Origin of the sequence: Mesorhizobium sp. M0898, from assembly GCF_040319695.1 — a bacterium.
GTDB lineage: Bacteria > Pseudomonadota > Alphaproteobacteria > Rhizobiales > Rhizobiaceae > Mesorhizobium.
The window spans coordinates 1-18,999 of the sequence record NZ_JAMYOE010000074.1; the positions used below are offsets into that span (position 1 = coordinate 1).

The following is an 18,999-nucleotide window of genomic DNA, read 5'->3' on the forward strand; positions in this document are numbered from 1 at the left end:
AGTCACCGCACATGCCGAGCGCATCGCCGCCGAAATTCACCAATGGTTGGGATACCAAACGGCGTTGCGTCGCAAGGCGTCGTGACGCTGCAAACACTTGAGGCTGTCCAGATGACACTGACCGAACGCGTTCCCCTGGTGGAAACCCGGATTCCGCTGAAATTTGCGATGCGACACCTGGCCGGAGCCGTCTCCGTGGTCACCGCAGGTATTGGCGAGGCGCGCACCGGCGCAACGGTTACCACCGCCCATTCCTTATCGGTCGAACCGGAGGTGATGGTCGTCAGCATCAACCTGAGTTCGTCGACATGGGCAGCAATTAGCCGGTACCGGCATTTCTGCGTGAATGTGCTGCGTGCCGACCAAATTGGGATTGCCGACCGCTTCGCCGGGCGCGGCGGCCTGAAGGGGTCTGCGCGCTATGATGGCGCTTGCTGGTCCAGTCTTGCAACTGGCGCACTGGCACTCGACGGCGCGCTTGCCGCCGTAGACTGCATAGTCGAGGAGACGATTGTTCGTCACAGCCACGCGCTGATCCTCGGCAGCGTCCGGCATGTGGTGAGCGGCGAACCCCGGCCAGCGCTGATCTATCATCACGGCACATATGGATCGTCGTGAGTCCGCGCCGCTTATGGGTACCACGATCCGACCTAAGGACAGAACAATAATTCTCCATCAAATCTAGGAAAATATCTTATATCTTAATCCGCGCTCGCCTTGCCGGTAGTTTCCTCCCGCAGTCGCCTGACAGGGCTATCAAAGGAGTGACGGATGGGTCGGCATATTCGCTTCAACGCTTTCGACATGAATTGCGTTGGCCACCAATCCCCAGGCCTGTGGAGGCATCCGCGCGATAAGTCCTGGAAATACAAGGATCTGGATTACTGGCAGGATCTGGCTCGAACGCTCGAGCGCGGTATTTTCGACGGGATATTTATCGCCGACGTCATCGGCTATTACGACGTATACAAGGGTTCGAACTACCACGCGATCGAGCAAGCGGCGCAGATTCCAGTCAATGATCCCCTGCAGCTCGCTGCGCCGATCGCGCTTGCCACCGAACATCTCGGCATCGGCATTACCGCCTCGACCTCGTTCGAACACCCTTACACATTCGCCCGCCGTCTTTCGACCGCCGACCATCACACCAAGGGCCGCGTCGGCTGGAACATCGTTACCTCGTATCTGGAAAGCGGCGCTAAGAATGTTGGCCAGGCCGGCCTGAAAAGCCATGACAACCGCTACGAGGTCGCCACCGAATATGTCGAGGTGCTCTACAAGCTGTTCGAAGGCAGTTGGGAAGAGGGCGCGGTGCGGCGTGATCCGGTCCGCGGCATCTTCACCGACCCCAGCAAGGTTCACGAGATCGGCCACAAGGGCAAATTCTTCGAAGTGCCTGGCTACCATCTGTCCGAGCCGTCGCGCAGCGCACTCCGGTGCTCTATCAGGCGGGCGCCTCCGGTCCCGGCAAGGCCTTCGCCGCTGCGCATGCCGAGTGCGTCTTCGTCGGCGCGCCGACCAAATCGCTGCTCAAGGCCTATGTTGCCGAAATCCGTCAAAAGGCCGCTGCTGCCGGCCGCGATCCGAAGAAAGTTCTGATCTACAACCTCACCACACTGATCATCGACGAAACGGACGAAAAGGCCCAGAAGCGTTTCGAGGAGTATCAGAGCTATACGTCCTATGACGGCTCGCTGGTGTTCATGTCCGGCTGGAGCGGCATCGACTTCGGCCAGTATGCGCCGACCGACGCGCTCAAGAAGGTCGAGACCAATGCGATCGTTTCGATGGTCGAGCATTTCGCCGGCAAGGACAAGGCCTGGACCGTCGAGGAGCTGGCGAAGTGGGGCGGCATTGGCGGCGTCGGGCCGGTCTTCGTCGGCTCGCCCGGCACCATCGCCGACATCCTGCAGGAATGGGTCGATGAAACCGATGTCGACGGCTTCAACCTTGCTTATGCGGTGACGCCAGAAAGCTTCGAGGCCGCCGTCGACTTGCTCGTACCGGAATTGCAGAAGCGCGGCGTCTATCCCACGGCCTACAAGCCCGGCACGCTGCGCGAGAAGCTGTTCGGCGACGGCCCCTATCTTCCCACGACGCATCCCGCTGACGGGTACCGCGACATCGAAGCCGTCAAGCGCCGCGAAGCCGAACGCGCCTCGGTGGCCCGCTTGAAATCCGTGAATGCGTGATGGCCAATCTGCTGGACCTCCACGATGTCTCGCTGTCCTTCAAGGGTGTGCGAGCCCTGAATGCGCTGAGCTTCCGCGTTGCCAAGGGTGAGATCTGCGCCTTGATCGGCCCGAATGGCGCCGGCAAGAGTTCGCTTCTCAACGTCATCAACGGCGTCTATCGCGCCGACGCCGGCGACATTGTCTTCGACGGTTTGCGCTTCGAGGCGATCCATCCGCAGAAGGCAGCCCATCTCGGCATCGGCCGGACCTTCCAGCACAATGCGTTGTTTCGGCGCCTGTCGGTGCGCGAAAACGTGCTGGCCGGCCTTTCTCGTCATGGCACCGCCAGCTTTTTGGAAAACATCTTCCGGCTGGGCAGGGACAGCGCCGAGCGCCGCGGTTTTCTTGCCCGCGCCGAGCGCACCATGGCTTTCCTCGGGCTCGACCGCCATGCGGAAAGCATCGTTTCTACCCTGCCTTATGGGCTGCAGAAACGTGTTGATCTCGCACGGGCACTGGTCTCCGGCCCCAAGCTGCTGCTGCTCGACGAACCGATGGCCGGCATGAACCAGGAGGAGAAGAAGGAGATGAGCCGCGTGATCCGCGAGGTCAATCGCGTCTTCGGCTCGACCGTGGTGCTGATCGAACACGATGTCGGCATCGTGCTCAACCTCGCCAGCCATGTGGTGGTGCTCGACTATGGCCGCAAGCTCGCGGACGGGGCACCCGACGAGGTGCGCAAGAACCCCGACGTGATAGCCGCCTATCTCGGCACGGTTCACTGAGGAACTCATGTCCTATTTCCTTGAAACACTGGTCAGCGGTCTTTTTGCCGGAGTGATGTACTCACTCGTCGCGATCGGCTTCGTGCTCATCTACAAGGCATCCGGAGTCTTCAATTTCGCGCAAGGCTCGATGCTGCTTTTCTCGGCGCTGACCTTCGTCACCTTGACCGAGAAAGGCATGCCCTTCGTCCTGGCCTTCATCGTCACATCACTTGTCATGGTGGTGATGGCGATGCTGATCGAGTGGCTGGTGCTGCGGCCGCTGCGAAATCGCGATCCGTTGACCCTGTTCATGGCCACTTTGGGACTGAGCTATGTCATCGAGGGCTTTGCCCAACTGCTGATGGGCATGGATGTTCACATGCTCGATCTCGGCATCCCCGATGTCGCCGTACAGGTTGCCGGCATCTATGTCAGCCAGTTCGACATCATCGCCTCGCTGATCGCGGTGACGCTGGTCGCCACGCTGGCTATCGCCTTCAACAAGACGCGCATGGGCATCTCGCTTCGGGCGGTGGCTTCCGACACGCTTGCGGCACAGTCGATCGGCATCCGCCTGCCCGTCATCTGGCGCATCGTCTGGAGCGTCGCAGGCATCGTGGCGCTGGTTGCCGGCCTTGTCTGGGGATCGCGCCAGGGCGTGCAATATTCGCTGTCGCTGGTCACGCTCAAGGCGCTGCCGGTGCTGATCATCGGCGGCTTCTCCTCCATCCCGGGTGCGATCGCCGGCGGCCTGCTTGTCGGCGCCACCGAGGCGTTGGCCGACATCTATATCGGCCCGCTGGTCAATGGCAGCGTCTCCACCTGGTTTGCCTACATCCTCGCGATCGGCTTCCTGCTAGTGCGTCCGGCCGGCCTGTTCGGCGATCACGAAATCGAAAGGGTCTGATCGTGACCACGCTGCAGGAATCCGCTCCGTCCGAGCCGCTCCGCCGGCCCGCCTTTGGCGTCGGCACCATCGCCATCGTCGCTGGCCTGATCGCCGCCTTCGCCGTGCCGGCCCTTGCGGACGATTACTGGCTGAGCTCGATCATCATCCCGACGGTGATCATGGGGCTTGCCGGGATCGGCCTGAACCTGCTGATGGGTTATACGGGGCTTGTGTCGATTGGTTCGGCTGCCTTCATGTCAATCGGCGCCTTCTCGACCTACAATCTGCTGCTGCGCGCACCGTTCTTGCCGTTGCCGGTCGTCCTGATCCTTGCCGGCCTGATCGCGGCTGCTGCCGGTGTCATCTTCGGGCTGCCGTCGCTGCGCATCAAGGGCTTCTATCTCGGCGCTTCGACGCTGGGCGCCCAGTTTCTGTTCGAATGGCTGTTCACCAATTTCAGCTGGTTTTCGAATGACAGCCAGTCGCTGACCATCTCGGCGCCTCGACTGCAGATCCTTGACTACGATCTCCAGTCGGCCACCGGCCGCTACTATCTGGTGATTGCAACCACGGCGCTGCTCATCGCGTTGGCATTCGCCATCGTCAAAAGCCGGGTCGGCCGCGAATGGATGGCGATCCGCGACATGGATGTCGCTGCCTCGGTCATCGGCATTCGCGTCGCGCGCCGCAAACTGCTGTCCTTCGGCATAAGCTCGTTTTTCCTTGGCATCGCCGGCGCGCTCTGGGCCTTCGGATATCTCGGCACCTCGGACGCGCATGCGTTCAATCTCGAATCGTTCCAGATCCTGTTCATCGTCATCATCGGCGGTGTGGCAACCATCTTCGGCAACTTTCTCGGCGCCGCCTTCATCGTGCTGACGCCGATCCTGCTCGATCGGCTGTCGCTGGTTATCGATTTGTCATTCCTCGGCGATCAGGGCGCGCTGGCAAACCTGCAGCACATCATCTTCGGCACGATCATCATCGTGCTGCTGGTCAAGGAACCGGATGGATTGTCGAGCCTGGGAAGGCGCGGCGTGGAAGCCCTTCGCTCGCGAGCACGATCATCCAACTGAACTCAGACAGACGAAACACCTCGGCGCCGGGTCTTTCGCCTCCTCCCAAGCATCGGTCGTCACTTTCTCCAAACCACTCAAACCAAAGGTTGCACCATGTCATTGCTAACCAAGACCATGTCGCTGGCGGCCGCTGCCGCGATGGCTGTAACGCTGATGAGCAGCGCGTCCTTCGCCGAAGACGGCACCGGCCAACAGCTCTATCCGCTGTTTACCTATCGCACCGGCCCTTATGCCCCATCGTTCATTCCTTTCGGTGCCGGCAACATCGATTATCTCCCCTACATCAATGAGGTCGAAGGCGGCGTCGATGGCGTCAAGATCCTGGTCCAGGAATGCGAGACGGCCTACACGATCGAGCGCGGCATCGAATGCTACGAGCGCTACAAGAACGGCTATAACGGCTATCCGCATTCGAGCGGCCTCGATGTGGCCCTCACAGACAAGGCTCGCATCGACAAGATCCCGATCGTCAGCCCTGGCGGTGGCCCAGAACATCGCCACCGACGGTCGCGTCTTTCCCTACCAGTATCCGCTGGTGTTCGACTACTGGAGCGAAGCCCAGATCATCGTCGATTACATCGCCCAGCAGGCCGGCGGCTATGACAAGCTCAAGGGGCTGAAGATCGCCACGCTCTATCACGATAGCGGCTATGGCCGCGATACGATCGAGCCGCTCGGCATCCTCGCCAAGAAATATGGCTTCGAAGATATCCAGATCCCGGTCCCGCATCCCGGCGAACAGCAGCAGACGCAGTGGCAACAGATCCGCCGTGCAAACGCCGACTGGGTCTTTCTGCGCGGCTGGGGCGTGATGACGCCGGTGGCGATCAAGACAGCGGCCCGTGTCGGCTTCCCCGCCGATCGGATCATCGGCGACATCTGGAGCGGTTCGGAAGACGACGCCCGTCCGGCGGGCGCTGCCGCCAAGGGTTATCTCGCCGTCTCCGTCTTCCCGCCGGGCACCAACTACACCATCCTGAAGACGCTCAAGGCCAATATTCTCGACAAGGGGAAGTCCGACCTGAAGGACAATTCGAAGTTCGGCACGGTCTACTACAATTACGGCGTGATCGAAGCCATCACCTTCGTCGAGGCGCTGCGCACCGGCCATAAGAAATTCGGTAACAGGCCATTGACCGCCGCCGAAGGCCAGTGGGCGCTCGAAAACCTCGACATCGATCAGAAGCGGATCGCCGAGCTTGGCGCGGAAGGCCTCATCAGTCCGCTGAAAACCTCCATAGACAACCACAAGGGCGAAACCATCGCCGCCAAGATCATCCAATGGAACGGTCAGTCCTGGGACACAAGGACCGATTGGATCAAGGCCGATGCTTCGCTGTTTGCCGACGTCATCAAGGCAAAGGCTGCCGCCTACGCCAAGGAAAAGGGCATCCAGCCCCGCGTGGCGACGAACTGACACCAGACCGCACTGACAGGATTGATCCATGACCATTGCAGCAAAAAGCTTCCTCGATATCCAGAATATGGAAGCGCTCTATGGTCAGGCGGTCCTTGCTGTGCGCGACGTGTCGCTCAAGGTCGAGCAGGGCAAGATCGTTGCCCTGCTCGGCGCCAATGGCGCGGGCAAGACAACGACGCTGAAGGCGGTTTCCAATCTGCTCGGACCTGAGCGCGGCAAAGTCAGCCGAGGCAGCATCGTCTGGCAGGGCGAGCCGGTCAGCGGCCTCTCGGCGTCTCGGCTCGTCGCCAAAGGCGTGGTGCAGGTGCTGGAAGGCCGCCATTGCTTCGCCCAACTGACGGTCGAAGAAAACATCCTCTCGGGCGGCTTCGTCCGCAAGCCAAGCAGGGCAGACCTGCAGCGCGACGTCGAACGGATCTACACATGGTTTCCGCGCCTCAAGGATAAGCGCAAGGTCAAGGCCGGCCTGACCTCCGGTGGCGAACAGCAGATGTTGGCCATCGGCCGCGCGTTGATGACCAAGCCGAGCCTTGTGCTGCTCGATGAACCGTCAATGGGGCTCGCGCCGATCATCGTGCAGGAAATCTTCGAGATAATCCGCACCCTGAACAGCGAGCAGGGCGTCAGCTTCCTGCTTGCCGAGCAGAACGCCAATCTCGCGCTTCGCTACGCTGACTACGGCTACATCCTTGAAAACGGGCGCGTCGTTCTGTCGGGAACGGCAGAGGAACTGCGAGCCCGTGAGGATGTCCAGGACTTTTACCTGGGCGGTGCCAATGCCGCCAAACCACACTGACAGCCTCGCCCGCACCGGGTGAGGCCAACTCCAGGAAAATGCGAATGACACAGATCGATGCTGCATGGGGTGCAGGCCCCGGCGCTCGCTATGAGACACTGGCCGAACGGTTCCGGCCGATATTTGCGCAGATCGCCACCGGCGCGGTCGAGCGGGAGCTCAACCGTGAACTGCCGGTGGCGGGGATTGCGAAGTTGAAGCAGGCGGGTCTGGGCGCGCTGCGTATACCCGAAGCCGAAGGTGGTCTTGGCGCGACGCTGCCTGAGCTGGCCAACATCCTGATCGAACTGTCGGAGGCCGATTCCAATATCACCCAGGCGCTGCGCGGTCATTTTGGGTTTGTCGAGGATGTCGTCAACAAGACGGCCGGCGAGAGCCGCAAACGCTGGACCGAGCGCATTGCCCACGGCGAGATCGCCGGCAATGCCTGGACCGAGATCGGCGATGCCAAACAGGACGTCTTCTCGACCCGCATCTCGAAGAAGGGCGACCGGCTGGTGCTCAACGGCACCAAATACTACACCACCGGCTCGCTGTTTGCCGACTGGATCGATGTCGGCGCGACGGGGCTTGACGGCGAAGGCATCGTCTTGCAAGTGCGTCGCGACGATCCGGGCGTCGATGTCATCGACGACTGGAACGGGTTTGGCCAAACGCTCACGGCCAGCGGCACCACCATCTTTACCGACGCCACAGTCGACCCGGACGATGTCGTCGTCGACGATGACAAGTTCCGCTATGGCGCTGCCTTCTACCAACTGGTGCATCTTGCTACGCTGGCCGGTATCGGTCGGGCGATGGCCAACGAGACCGCTGCCGCCGTTGCCGCGCGCAAGCGCTCATACTCCAATGCCGCCGGTTCGCGCTCGAGCCAGGATCCGCAGGTGCTTCAGGTCGTCGGCCGTATTCGCAGCAACGCCTATGCGTCTGGCGCCATCGTTCTGCAGGTCGCGCAAGCCATCGAACGCGCCTATCAGGCACACTTTGCCGGCGATGCCGATGCCGAGGAAAAGGCCAACGCCATCGCCGAACTCGAGACGTCGCAAGCGGTGACGGTCGTTACGAATCTGGTTCTTGAAGCGTCGACGATCATCTTCGATGCGCTGGGTGCGTCCTCGACCAGGAAACCGATTGGCCTCGATCGTCATTGGCGCAATGCTCGTACCCTGTCGTCACACAACCCACGCATCTATAAGGATCGCATCGTTGGCGACTACGCAGTCAACGGCACGCCACCACCATATCAGTGGCGGATCGGGCACAGCCCGTTGTAAGCCATGCACACGACCTTCAGCGCGATGCGCTGGCAAATCCCGGGTGTCGACACGGCCTACTTACAGGCCGTCTCTGGGCAATAATCATTTGATCTACGCGGGTACAAATCAAAATCTACTCGCATTATAGATTAACAAAAATTCGCCGACGAATCTCCTTCGGCGATACGTGAATTTTCCCACCTGTCGCCGAAGGGGTCGGCGCTCTGGACAACCTCATCCGGAAAGGCGCCGCGACCCTCTGAGCGTAGAACGCTGGCCAAACCAAGTGCCCTATTCGCAAACCACACGGTACCGCTTGCCGGGCTCGCTGACGTTCTTGCAGACAAGCAGCTTGTGCGGCTCGGAAGAGGAGAGCGGAGGACTTGCGACCCGCGATGCACGTCTGTTTGATGTCTTGTGACTTGCCGCACGGCGCGGCTCGAGCCTTTCCGGCTCCTGTGGCGCAACCGGAAACACGCTGGTTTCGATCTGTGGCTGCTGCAGGGATGGCGGCTCTTTGTCAAAGAATCGCCTGGCATCAAGCGATCTCGGAATAACCACCGCACCATCATCGCTGCGCGCGCAGCCGCTGCCCAACAGTAAAGCCAGCCCCAGGAAAAAAGGCAGTATCCGTCCAAACATAAGCACAACCCTATACCCCGGCTTGCGGGTCGCCGACAACCGGCGCAATGGGCACGAAGAAAGGGCGGCATTCCTTGCCGCCCTTTCGAAATTGTCGAGATGCGAGGACCTTTAAAAGCCCATACCGCCCATACCGCCCATGCCGCCCATGCCGCCGCCGGGCATACCACCCGGCATGCCGCCACCAGCCGACTCCTTCTTCGGAGCCTCGGCGATCATGGCTTCGGTGGTGACGAGCAGGCCGGCGACCGAGGCCGCGTCCTGCAGAGCCGTGCGCACGACCTTGACCGGATCGACGATACCCATGGCGATCATGTCGCCATATTCGCCGGTCTGGGCGTTGTAGCCGAAGGTCGCGCCCTTGTTCTCGAGGATCTTGCCGGCAACGATCGATGCTTCCGCACCGGCGTTGGCCGCGATCTGACGGGCCGGAGCCTGCAGCGCGCGACGCACGATCGCGATGCCGGCGGTCTGGTCGGAGTTGGCGCCGGTGACGGTGATGGCCAGCGAAGCGCGCAGCAGGGCGACGCCGCCGCCGGGAACGATGCCTTCTTCGACGGCCGCGCGGGTCGCGTTGAGGGCGTCATCGACGCGGTCCTTCTTTTCCTTGACTTCCACTTCGGTCGCACCGCCGACGCGGATGACGGCAACGCCGCCCGCCAGCTTGGCGAGACGTTCCTGCAGCTTCTCCTTGTCGTAGTCCGAGGTGGTCTCCTCGATCTGCTGCTTGATCTGGGCGACGCGGGCCTGGATTTCTTCCTTCTTGCCGGCGCCGTCGACGATGGTGGTGTTCTCCTTGGAGATCGACACCTTCTTGGCGCGGCCGAGCATGTCGAGGCCGACATTCTCGAGCTTGATGCCAAGGTCTTCGGAAATGACCTGGCCACCGGTGAGGATGGCGATGTCTTCCAGCATGGCCTTGCGGCGATCACCGAAGCCCGGCGCCTTGACGGCAGCGATCTTCAGGCCGCCACGCAGCTTGTTGACGACCAGCGTGGCCAGGGCCTCGCCTTCGACGTCTTCCGAGATGATGACCAGCGGCTTCGAGGTCTGCACGACAGCCTCGAGGATCGGCAGCATGGCCTGCAGGTTGGAGAGCTTCTTCTCGTGGAGCAGGATGTAGGCGTCTTCCAGATCCGCAACCATCTTTTCGGCGTTGGTGACGAAGTAGGGCGAGAGATAGCCGCGGTCGAACTGCATGCCTTCAACGACTTCGAGCTCGGTCTCGGCGGTCTTGGCTTCCTCGACCGTGATGACGCCCTCATTGCCGACCTTCTGCATCGCTTCCGCGATCATCGAGCCGACCGAAACGTCGCCATTGCCGGCGATGGTGCCGACCTGGGCAACCTCTTCCGAGGTCTTGATCTTCTTGGCGTTCTTGATCAGCGTCGCGACGACGTCGGCGACGGCGAGGTCGATGCCGCGCTTGAGGTCCATCGGGTTCATGCCGGCGGCAACCGACTTGTGGCCTTCCTGGACGATCGACTGTGCCAGAACGGTCGCGGTGGTGGTGCCGTCGCCGGCGATGTCGTTGGTCTTCGAAGCAACTTCGCGAACCATCTGCGCGCCCATGTTCTCGAACTTGTCTTCAAGCTCGATTTCCTTGGCGACGGTGACGCCGTCCTTGGTGATGCGCGGTGCGCCGAACGACTTGTCGATGACGACGTTGCGGCCCTTGGGGCCGAGCGTGACCTTCACCGCGTCGGCGAGGATGTTGACGCCGCGCAGCATGCGCTCACGAGCGTCGCGGGAGAATTTTACGTCTTTGGCAGCCATTTTTTACTCCTGGGCATTTCGCCCGAAATTCAGATTGGATGGTGCGGATGAAAGGCGGCGGCGTGTCAGCCGATGACGCCCATGATGTCCGCTTCCTTCATGATCAGAAGGTCTTCGCCATTGAGCTTGACTTCGGTGCCCGACCACTTGCCGAACAGGATGCGGTCGCCGGCCTTGACGTCCAGCGGGACGAGCTTGCCGACCTCGTCACGGGCGCCGGAACCGATGGCGATGATCTCGCCTTGCTGCGGCTTTTCCTTGGCGGTATCTGGGATGATGATCCCGCCGGCGGTCTTCGCTTCGGACTCGACGCGGCGAACGACCACGCGGTCATGCAGCGGCCGGAAATTCGACTTTGCCATTTTTGGATGTCCCTGGTGCTGTTGAACGGTTCTCCGTTGCCGGAGCGTGGTTAGCACTCGCCTGTGGCGAGTGCTAACGCGACCGTGAGATAGGTAGTAGGTTCGTACTAGTCAAGACGGAATAGGGACGGCCGAGGAGCAAAAGATTTGGAATCGGCGCGGAAGCAGCAGGCCTCTTTATGTCAGGAGAAAGCTCTTTCTGCATCTTTGCTGCCAGTAGCTCGTCCCCTCCGGCTCAAGACATCTCCGCCAGCGGCGCCTGCCTGGTGTGGCCGGAGGGGAAGGGCCTGAACGGCAGTTCGCCCAGTGACTTTTCGGCGAAGAGCGCCGCGCGGATATCCTCCGGGTCGGCGCGCATCAGGAAGCAGATCATGCTGCTCTGACCCCTGAAAACTGGACTGTTCGAAAGTGGAGCTTTCCGCGGTAGCGTCCCTTGGCGGGGAGGAGCGGAGAAGGCATCGAAGTTTTCGGACGCGCAGAAGGCGTTTATTTTGAAGTAGGGAGCAGACGGGATTCCTGTCGCGGAGATCTGTCGGCGGGCGGGAATCAGCCAGACGACCTACTTCAACTGGCGAGGTTGGCCGGACACGCCGCAGCCGGGGCGCGCGGCCGCAAAGGAGGCAGGAAATTCGCGCTCGCCAAGACGGATATTCGCCCCGCGCAGTCTGCTATGTGGCTCAATGCGACACTTCCGACCCCGATCTCTGCTAAGAACTCGGGATTGAGCGCGTCATCTTAAACCGATATGTCGGGCCCAAGGGTGAACTTAGAGCATGCGGAAGCGAGTGCTCGGTCATGCCTGAAAGTACTGACGCATTGCTCAACATCGTAAAGACTAAAAGGCAATAGTGGCAGCCGTGTTAAACAATCGGCTCCTCGAAGGTAAAAAAACGTGCAGCACGAAAATCCTCATCCGTCCGTTCCAACGACGCTCGCCCCGCTTCGGAACCAGGTATTTCGTTCGATCTGGATATCTACACAGATATCCAGCCTGGGATGGCTCGTGCAAACAGTCGCCATCAGTTGGCTCATGGTCACCATTTCGGCTTCGGATCTGTTGGTCGCGCTCGTGCAGGCCGCATCCACATTACCGGTATTCTTCCTCTCAATCCTCGCGGGAGCCATCGCCGACAACTTCAGCCGCCGATGGGTGATGTTTGCGGGGCACTGCTTGATAGCATTGGCATCAACGACGCTGATGGTTTCAGTGGGTCTGGGATTTGTCCATCCTTGGCTGATACTCGGATTGGGTTTCCTGGCTGGCTGCGGCTTCGCGTTAACTGATCCGGCCTGGCATGCGTCCGTGGGCGATATCCTCCACAAGCGCGACATTCCGGCTGCTGTGACACTTATGTCTGTCGGATACAACATTGTGCGCAGCGTTGGTCCGGCTTTGGGGGGCGTGATCCTGGCCTTCTTTGGACCGCTGGCCGCTTTCGCTTTGGCCGCGCTGAGTGATGTGGCGCCTCTAAGCGCAATATGGCGCACCAAATGGCAAGTTCGCTCTTCGCCTCTCCCTCGTGAGAGAATGACGATGGCGATTCATGACGGAGTGCGCTTCACGGTGATCTCCCTGGAGATCAGGTCGGCGATCGCCCGTGCAGCCCTTTTCGGCTTGGCAAGCATCTCCATCCTCGCGCTGCTGCCTCTCGTCGTCCGGGACAAGCTGGCAAGCGGGCCGATCGTCTACGGTATTCTGTTGGCCGGCTTCGGCATAGGCGCTTTCATCGCGGGCATGAGCAACGGCTTCCTGAGGCGGATCACGTCTCAAAACAGGCTGGTGGCGTTCGCCTCTGTCGCTTGCGCAGCATGTTGCCTTTCACTGGCACTGACCTCGTCGGTCGCTGTGGCAGCAATTTTTATGGCGCTCGGGGGCGCGGGTTGGCTGATCACCTGGACGGGCATTGACGTGTCGGTGCAGTTGGCAAGCCCAAGGTGGGTAGTCGGCCGCACGCTCTCGATCTACTACGCCTTGAGCGCTGGCGGTATGGCCGCCGGCAGCTGGATCTGGGGGTCCGTCGCGCAGAACTACTCCTTGACCTGGGCTTTGGAGGGTGCCGCGGGGGCTCTGTTGCTGGTTGCAGCAGCGGGGATACTGTTGCCGATACGTCCATGGGAAGAAACGGATCAGGAAAGTTCGGATTTTCCCGCACCCGAGCTGGCACTCGATCTGAAGCCAAGGAGTGGCCCGATCGTTGCCAAGGTCGACTATTTCATATCCGAGAAGAATATCGACGCCTTTCTCGGCTGCATGCGCACAAAGCGGCACGCTCTTAGCCGTGCCGGCGCACGAAACTGGACGCTCCAACGAAACCTTCAAACGCCTTCGGTTTGGACAGAGACATTCCGCACGCCCACCTGGATGGACTTTCTGCGTCTGAACCATCGGCTCACGGCCGCGGATAAGGAAGCAGACGAACATCTTCTCGCGCTGCATGATGGCGAACTTCCTCCGCACACAGTGCTTTCGATCGAACGAACGACCGAGGCAGCTCGTACCCGCTCAACAGTCTTTTCTCGTCCTCCGAGGTGACGTCGTGATGAGCTGTTAGCCGATGAACAGACGCGATCACCCCTGGGCTTTGGCCTGAACGCGCGCCAGTGAGCGTGACACGCACTAACGTTTGATCTCGAGCGTTGCTGGCGGGCTCATCTCGAACCTGCCCTGTTGGGCCGACCTCGCTGAAGCGAGGCAGGGCCATAACCGCGAGCTTCCCAGTATTTGAGTTCGTGTTGAAATGGTGCGCGTTCGACGGCTGGGCCTGCTTTGTCGGCGAAATGTCTGATTTGACTGGCTTAAGCCAATGCCGCTCGTACCACACAAAGGCTGTGGGAGAGGCCCTTGTTGCTGACCTATCAAATCGTTGATGTTTTCACGCGAACGCGGTTCGGCGGCAATCCGCTAGCAGTGGTGCTCGGTTCGGACAACTTGACAACTGATCAGATGCAGGCGGTTGCACCGGAGTTCAACTCCTCCGAGACGAGCTTTGTCTTGCAGCCGGCCGATGCGCACCACACGGCTCAGGTGCGTATCTTCACGCCGACGCTGGAGGTGCCGTTTGCGGGTCATCCGACTATCAGCGGGGCTTTTGTGCTGGCCGGTGCGGGCAACGGCGCCAAGGGGAAGAGTTTGTGTCCGAGGAGAAAGCCGGCTGGTTCATGTAGGCATCGTATGGGACGGTGTTCGCCAGCTGAAGACAGCCGAGGACCTGGTCGCCGAGAGCAGGGGTGCATCGTTGTGTCTCGACATACGCGGCCAAATGCATCGCCGCCAACGCCTCGATCCGGGTGTTGCGGCGCACGGGACGGGAAAAGCGCAGCACCCAATCGGAGTGCGTCTGCGCCATCAGATTGGCAAGCTCGATGCTTCGCGCGGAGGCCGTCACCAGATGCAGCGCCAGGTTCTGGCTGACCTTCGGTTGCGGGGAGCGAAGCAGGGAAATGTCCAGCACGGCAGCCAATCCGCCATTGGTGTCGAAGATCGGCGCGGCAGTGCAGGAGAGCGGCGTATGGGTCGTATCGAAATGGCCAGTCTGATGGATGGTCATCGCCTCGCCGGTGCTGATGCAGGAGCCGACGCCGCATGTTCCGGTGCGGCTTTCCGACCACTCGGAGCCGAGATAGAGCCCCGCCGAGCGCAATTGTCCATGAAGAGCGGATCGCCGAGGAAGTCGACGGTTACGCCCTTTGCGTTTGCCAGGAGCAATACAATACATAGTTCTGGCCCGCCACCTGCTTGAAAAGCGTTTCCAGGCCGCTACGGGCGATCGCGATCAGTCTTTCGGACTGCTCGCGATGTTCGCGAAGCTGTGTTTCGGGAACGATATAGGCTTCCGCGGGCCGGGCTGGGCCAGCCACGCGTCCTCCTCCCAGACAAGGCCTACTCGGCCCGAAGCTGATGAGGTGGAACGGCCCTTCTCAAACGGCATCGAATGCCTAACGTGGTCGTGTTGAAACGCCACAAAAAGGAAGGACCGCTCCATGGAGAAGATTACCACAGTCGGGCTTGATCTGGCCAAATCCGTTTTTCAAGTTCATGGCATAGCCGAAGAAGGACCCGTGATTGTACGCCGTACACTGCGTCGGTCGCAGGTTCTGGACTTCTTTCGCAAGTTGCAGCCTTGCCTCGTGGGTATGGAAGCTTGTGGCAGCGCGCATTATTGGGCTCGGGAAATTCAGGCCCTGGGTCATACGGTTCGGATGATGCCACCCGCGCACGTGAAGGCCTACCTCAAACGCAACAAAACCGATGCTGCAGACGCTGAAGCTATCTGCGAGGCAGTCACGCGGCCGACCATGCGCTATGTTCCGGTAAAAACACAGGACGAGCAGGCTGCCGGAATGGTGCTCAAAGCGCGAGATTTGCTTATCCGCCAGCGCACTCAAACAATCAATGCCCTGAGAGCTCATCTTGCCGAACTGGGCATTGTCAGGGCGACCGGTCTGGTCGGAATCGTCCGCCTTGCCGCCATAGTACGCGACGACAGTGACCTGAGATTGCCGGGTGCAGCGCGAATGGCTTTGGAAGAGCTCGTTGAGCAAATCGAGACCGTGACGGCACGCATTGAAAGGCTCGATCGAAAAATCCTTGAGGCTATAAGAAAAGATGACAACGCCCGACGCTTGACGGCGATCCCCGGCGTGGGTCCGATCATTGCGGCGACCGTCCGGGCAGTAGTCCCTGATCCTGCCGGCTTTAAAACCGGTCGGGACTTTGCTGCCTGGATTGGGTTGACACCACGCGCACATTCCAGCGGAGGAAAAGAACGGATCGGTTCGATCTCAAAGCGCGGAAACCAGCAATTGCGCACGCTGCTTGTCGCTGGAGCAACGTCGGTCCTCAAGCTCGCCCGTCGTGGCCTCCAGGCATCACCATGGATAGCGGCGATGATATTGCGCCGCCCGTTCAAGGTTGTCGCGGTCGCTCTCGCAAACAAGATCGCGCGCATCATCTGGGCTCTTCTCGTTCACGGCGATAACTATAGAGGAGCGAAGATGATCGCCCAAGCTTAGGTTTTAGAGCTTTCTGGCCAGTCGGTCGGAGAGGCAGGCAAGGTGCCAATTGTGATGACCCAACGGGACGACATCCCGAAGCAAATCAGACCGCAAAATCGCAGGCGCGTTACAGCGCGAGAAGCTGATTAGGCGATTTGCTCCGCGGATCTCATCGTGACCGTGGCTGCCAGAAAACAGGCCGGACATATGACTGCACCGTCCATATTTGGGAAATACATGAGGAAATATCTTGCCAAGCGGGCCGTTCCACATATGCGATTTTGGCCAACTTGCGGAACAATCGGAGAACTTCACGGCTTGCTCTCCTCGGGTTGGAGGAGCATGGCGACATTTTCGGGGGCAAATTTGAATCCTCTGCGGTCGGGAATTCGCTCAGCGGAGATCGAGTAGCGTGGCCGCTTTGGATCGATGCCGTGATCCGGAACCGTTCGCTTCCGGTGCGGAACTCGCGTCCGAAGTCCGAAGGGGCCAATCCGAATTGCTCTGCGAGAAGGGATGGTTCCGCAGCCACCTGGCTGCATTATCGACGCTGGGGTCGTCCAGAATGTCGACAACCGAGCGACGCTCGAGATCGACCATGATGGTCCCGTATCGTGTCGCGCGTCGCCAGCTCCAGTCATCGATGCCAACCACCCGGATCTCGGAGGCGCAGTGAGCAACCGCGGCATCACGCTTCAGTTGCCGCAGGATGGTGTCGTCGCTGACCGGCATGCCGAGCCGTTGCATGAGGCGCTCGCCAGGACGGCTGCCCGTGCTATGGCCGAGCAGGCCGACAATCTCCACGACCCTTGTCGTCCGGCGCGCATAAGGGGAAGCAACCGTCGGCAGTCGGTCGTAAGCGGGTAGCTGATGCCGTTCAGCGATGGTAGTTCCAAGGCATGAGCGCCTCGATAGCGCTGTTTGGCCAGCCATTGGCGATGCGCTCGAGGGTCTGGGTGAGCCAGGCGTGCGGATCGACCTGGTTCATCTTGGCGGTGGTCAGCAGCGTGGCGATGGTGGCCCATGTCCGTCCGCCGCCGTCGCTGCCAGCGAAGAGGCTGTTCTTTCGGGTAATTGTCTGTGGCCTGATGGCGCGCTCGACGGTGTTGGAGTCGATTTCGATGCGGCCGTCGGTGAGGAAGCGCTCCAGCGCGGCACGCCGGCCGAGCGCATAGCGGATCGCCTCGGCGGGCTTCGATTTTCCCGACAGCTTCGGCAGCTCCTTTTCCCACAGCGCAAAGAGAGCGGCAACGACGGCGGCGGATTTCTCCTGACGCGCAGTTATCCGTACTGCCGGGTCCTGGCCGCGTACGGCCTCCTCGGCGGCCCACAGTGGGGCCATCTGCGCCACCGTCTGCGAGGCGATAACGGAGGAGCCTGCGGCATGCAGTTCGTAGAACTTGCGCCGCACGTGCGACCAGCACGCCGCCAGCGTCACGCCGTCGTTGCCCCGATCGGATCGGGCCAGCCGGTTATAGGCGGCGTATCCGTCGACTTGCAGGATCCCGCGATAGCCGTCCAGATGACGGGCAACACATTCGCCGGCGCGGCTGTCCTCGAAGCGATAGACAACAATGGGCGGTCCACTGCCGCCAAAGGGCCGATCATCGCGGACATAGGTCCAGAGGTAGGCCGTCTTGGCCTTGCCAGATCCCGGCGCCAGCGTTGGCAGCGTGGTCTCATCGGCGAAGACCCGCTCCCCCTGCTTGATGCGGGTCAGTGCGTAATCGGCGAGCGGCTCGAGCTCGAAACCGAGCTTGCCCATCCACTGCGCCATCTGTGACCGGTCGATCTCGACCTGATCGCGGGCATAGATCGCTTCCTGGCGGTAGAGCGGCAGGCCATCGGCGTATTTCGACACCGCGATCTGCGCCAGCAGCGCTTCGGTCGGAATGCCGCTTTCGATGATGCGGGCGGGCGCGGCTGCCTGGATGACGCCGTCCCAACCCTTGTAGGCATATTTGGGGCGACGCGTGACGATCACCCGGAACTTCGCCGGGGTGACATCGAGCCGTTCGGAGACGTCCTCGCCGATCAGGATCTTTTCCAGCGCTTCGCAGCCAGCAGGCGTCTCGGGCTCGATGACCACCTCGATCCGTTCGAGATGGGCCGCAAAGCCTTTGCGAGGGCGCGAGGCGCGCTTCGCTTTCGAGCCGCCCGCAGACTTCTCCATCTGCGCTTGGATGGCCGCCACGCCGGTTTCGATCTCGTCGAAGACCAGAGCGTACTGCTCCTCGCTCAGCGCACCGGCCCGCAACCTTTCGGAGCGGCTGCCGAAGCGCGACCGCTCCAGCATCTTCACCACCGCCGTCAGTCGTGCGATCCGCTCCTCGGCGCTCTTGTTGACCAACTCGAGATGCGTATTGTGGGCTTCGAGATCGGCATTACGCTCTTCCAGACCGGCGGCTTTTTCGGCCATGGCAACAACCATCGCCTTGAGCGCGTCAACGTCGTCCGGGAGCGCGAGATCGGGTGCCGACATGGCCAAAATCAGAGCATATTCGCGGGCAATTTTCCCGCGTTTTCAGCTCCCTGATTCATCATGCCGCAGGGTTTTACCCAACCGATTGCGGCCGCCTGACGGTCTCCGTTCGAACCCGTTTCCAGTCCATTCCGTCAACCAGAGCCATGAGCTGAGCATGATTGAGCTGGACCCGGTGGTGGCCGATCCGCGGCCAGCAGAACTTCGCCTCATCCAGCCGCTTGGCATAAAGACACACGCCGCTGCCGTCCCACCAGACGATCTTGATCCTGTCCGCGCAGTTCGTTTCATAATGCATCCCCTTGTCAGAGTCCGGGCAGTCGGACGACTTTATCGTATTGATATTGCTCGTAGAACTTCG

16 protein-coding genes and 6 pseudogenes are annotated in these 18,999 nt (G+C 60.8%); 14 read left to right on the forward strand and 8 right to left on the reverse strand.

Going from position 1 to position 18,999, the window contains the following annotated elements; genetic code table 11:
* The first annotated feature begins 42 nt into the window (after positions 1 to 42).
* From NKH90_RS32800 to NKH90_RS32840, 9 genes and pseudogenes are all read left to right on the forward strand, one after another.
* Positions 43 to 618 (forward strand): flavin reductase family protein, encoded by a 576-nt coding sequence (locus NKH90_RS32800; RefSeq protein WP_352823341.1) that lies wholly within the window; start codon positions 43 to 45, stop codon positions 616 to 618.
* Between the two features lie 153 nt (positions 619 to 771).
* Positions 772 to 2,192 (forward strand): annotated as a pseudogene (locus tag NKH90_RS32805) (LLM class flavin-dependent oxidoreductase).
* Positions 2,192 to 2,959, forward strand: coding sequence for an ABC transporter ATP-binding protein (locus NKH90_RS32810; RefSeq protein WP_352823343.1), 768 nt, complete (start codon positions 2,192 to 2,194; stop codon positions 2,957 to 2,959). Before NKH90_RS32805 ends, NKH90_RS32810 begins: the two are co-directional and overlap by 1 nt.
* Positions 2,960 to 2,966: 7 nt before the next feature.
* Positions 2,967 to 3,848, forward strand: a complete 882-nt coding sequence (locus NKH90_RS32815; protein ID WP_352823345.1) for a branched-chain amino acid ABC transporter permease — start codon at positions 2,967 to 2,969, stop codon at positions 3,846 to 3,848.
* 11 nt (positions 3,849 to 3,859) lie between these two features.
* Positions 3,860 to 4,906: a branched-chain amino acid ABC transporter permease gene (locus tag NKH90_RS32820; protein WP_502898897.1), complete on the forward strand. Its 1,047-nt coding sequence runs from the start codon at positions 3,860 to 3,862 to the stop codon at positions 4,904 to 4,906.
* Positions 4,907 to 5,002: 96 nt separating this feature from the next.
* The gene (locus NKH90_RS34965) at positions 5,003 to 5,512 is read left to right on the forward strand and encodes a hypothetical protein (protein WP_502898896.1); all 510 of its coding nucleotides are present in this window, start codon (positions 5,003 to 5,005) and stop codon (positions 5,510 to 5,512) included.
* Positions 5,442 to 6,326, forward strand: coding sequence for an ABC transporter substrate-binding protein (locus NKH90_RS32830; RefSeq protein ID WP_502898898.1), 885 nt, complete (start codon positions 5,442 to 5,444; stop codon positions 6,324 to 6,326). Before NKH90_RS34965 ends, NKH90_RS32830 begins: the two co-directional genes overlap by 71 nt.
* A gap of 28 nt (positions 6,327 to 6,354) precedes the next feature.
* Positions 6,355 to 7,125 carry an ABC transporter ATP-binding protein gene (locus NKH90_RS32835; protein ID WP_352707032.1) on the forward strand — a complete coding sequence of 257 codons (771 nt, stop codon included), beginning with the start codon at positions 6,355 to 6,357 and terminating at the stop codon, positions 7,123 to 7,125.
* Between the two features lie 44 nt (positions 7,126 to 7,169).
* Positions 7,170 to 8,399 (forward strand): acyl-CoA dehydrogenase family protein, encoded by a 1,230-nt coding sequence (locus tag NKH90_RS32840; protein ID WP_352823351.1) that lies wholly within the window; start codon positions 7,170 to 7,172, stop codon positions 8,397 to 8,399.
* Positions 8,400 to 9,134: 735 nt separating this feature from the next.
* Here NKH90_RS32840 and groL read toward each other — a convergent pair.
* From groL to NKH90_RS32855, 3 genes are all read right to left on the reverse strand, one after another.
* Positions 9,135 to 10,799, reverse strand: coding sequence for a chaperonin GroEL (gene groL / locus NKH90_RS32845; RefSeq protein WP_352775666.1), 1,665 nt, complete (start codon positions 10,797 to 10,799; stop codon positions 9,135 to 9,137).
* A gap of 65 nt (positions 10,800 to 10,864) precedes the next feature.
* On the reverse strand, positions 10,865 to 11,161 hold the full coding sequence (groES, locus tag NKH90_RS32850; protein ID WP_352823354.1) for a co-chaperone GroES: 297 nt from the start codon (positions 11,159 to 11,161) through the stop codon (positions 10,865 to 10,867).
* A 235-nt stretch (positions 11,162 to 11,396) separates the two neighbouring features.
* Positions 11,397 to 11,534: a hypothetical protein gene (locus NKH90_RS32855; protein ID WP_352707606.1), complete on the reverse strand. Its 138-nt coding sequence runs from the start codon at positions 11,532 to 11,534 to the stop codon at positions 11,397 to 11,399.
* Between the two features lie 25 nt (positions 11,535 to 11,559).
* Between NKH90_RS32855 and NKH90_RS32860 the strand changes: the two are divergent.
* From NKH90_RS32860 to NKH90_RS32875, 4 genes and pseudogenes are all read left to right on the forward strand, one after another.
* Positions 11,560 to 11,736: pseudogene (locus tag NKH90_RS32860) on the forward strand (transposase); the annotation flags it as partial.
* A 5-nt stretch (positions 11,737 to 11,741) separates the two neighbouring features.
* A pseudogene (locus tag NKH90_RS32865) lies at positions 11,742 to 12,010 on the forward strand (hypothetical protein); the annotation flags it as partial.
* 43 nt (positions 12,011 to 12,053) lie between these two features.
* Positions 12,054 to 13,694, forward strand: coding sequence for an MFS transporter (locus NKH90_RS32870; protein ID WP_352508245.1), 1,641 nt, complete (start codon positions 12,054 to 12,056; stop codon positions 13,692 to 13,694).
* A 378-nt stretch (positions 13,695 to 14,072) separates the two neighbouring features.
* On the forward strand, positions 14,073 to 14,573 hold the full coding sequence (locus tag NKH90_RS32875) for a PhzF family phenazine biosynthesis protein (RefSeq protein ID WP_352707613.1): 501 nt from the start codon (positions 14,073 to 14,075) through the stop codon (positions 14,571 to 14,573).
* Here NKH90_RS32875 and NKH90_RS32880 read toward each other — a convergent pair.
* Positions 14,467 to 15,010 (reverse strand): annotated as a pseudogene (locus NKH90_RS32880) (sigma-54-dependent Fis family transcriptional regulator); the annotation flags it as partial. The gene NKH90_RS32875 and the pseudogene NKH90_RS32880 sit on opposite strands and share 107 nt — an antisense overlap.
* A gap of 132 nt (positions 15,011 to 15,142) precedes the next feature.
* On the opposite strand from NKH90_RS32880, the gene NKH90_RS32885 reads away from it, so the two are divergent.
* A complete protein-coding gene (locus tag NKH90_RS32885) occupies positions 15,143 to 16,174 on the forward strand; it encodes an IS110 family RNA-guided transposase (protein WP_352707609.1) in 1,032 nt (343 codons plus the stop codon).
* Between the two features lie 293 nt (positions 16,175 to 16,467).
* On the opposite strand, the pseudogene NKH90_RS34970 reads toward NKH90_RS32885, so the two are convergent.
* The 4 genes and pseudogenes from NKH90_RS34970 to tnpB form a co-directional block, all read right to left on the reverse strand.
* Positions 16,468 to 16,688, reverse strand: a pseudogene (locus NKH90_RS34970) (hypothetical protein).
* Positions 16,670 to 17,014 (reverse strand): annotated as a pseudogene (locus tag NKH90_RS32890) (ISL3 family transposase); the annotation flags it as partial. The pseudogenes NKH90_RS32890 and NKH90_RS34970, both read right to left, overlap by 19 nt.
* Before the next feature lie 19 nt (positions 17,015 to 17,033).
* Positions 17,034 to 18,638, reverse strand: coding sequence for an IS66 family transposase (gene tnpC / locus NKH90_RS32895; protein WP_352823358.1), 1,605 nt, complete (start codon positions 18,636 to 18,638; stop codon positions 17,034 to 17,036).
* Between the two features lie 73 nt (positions 18,639 to 18,711).
* On the reverse strand, positions 18,712 to 18,999 hold a 288-nt coding region (gene tnpB / locus NKH90_RS32900), incomplete at its 5' end, for an IS66 family insertion sequence element accessory protein TnpB (protein ID WP_352823360.1).

Bases quoted from the DNA above. Each gene is read 5' to 3' on its own strand.
- NKH90_RS32800 (WP_352823341.1), top strand. From the start codon at position 43: ATGGTTGGGATACCAAACGGCGTTGCGTCGCAAGGCGTCGTGACGCTG.
- NKH90_RS32810 (WP_352823343.1), top strand. From the start codon at position 2,192: ATGGCCAATCTGCTGGACCTCCACGATGTCTCGCTGTCCTTCAAGGGT.
- NKH90_RS32815 (WP_352823345.1), top strand. From the start codon at position 2,967: ATGTCCTATTTCCTTGAAACACTGGTCAGCGGTCTTTTTGCCGGAGTG.
- NKH90_RS34965 (WP_502898896.1), top strand. From the start codon at position 5,003: ATGTCATTGCTAACCAAGACCATGTCGCTGGCGGCCGCTGCCGCGATG.
- NKH90_RS32835 (WP_352707032.1), top strand. From the start codon at position 6,355: ATGACCATTGCAGCAAAAAGCTTCCTCGATATCCAGAATATGGAAGCG.
- NKH90_RS32840 (WP_352823351.1), top strand. From the start codon at position 7,170: ATGACACAGATCGATGCTGCATGGGGTGCAGGCCCCGGCGCTCGCTAT.
- groL (WP_352775666.1), bottom strand. From the start codon at position 10,799: ATGGCTGCCAAAGACGTAAAATTCTCCCGCGACGCTCGTGAGCGCATG.
- groES (WP_352823354.1), bottom strand. From the start codon at position 11,161: ATGGCAAAGTCGAATTTCCGGCCGCTGCATGACCGCGTGGTCGTTCGC.
- NKH90_RS32855 (WP_352707606.1), bottom strand. From the start codon at position 11,534: ATGATCTGCTTCCTGATGCGCGCCGACCCGGAGGATATCCGCGCGGCG.
- NKH90_RS32885 (WP_352707609.1), top strand. From the start codon at position 15,143: ATGGAGAAGATTACCACAGTCGGGCTTGATCTGGCCAAATCCGTTTTT.
- tnpC (WP_352823358.1), bottom strand. From the start codon at position 18,638: ATGTCGGCACCCGATCTCGCGCTCCCGGACGACGTTGACGCGCTCAAG.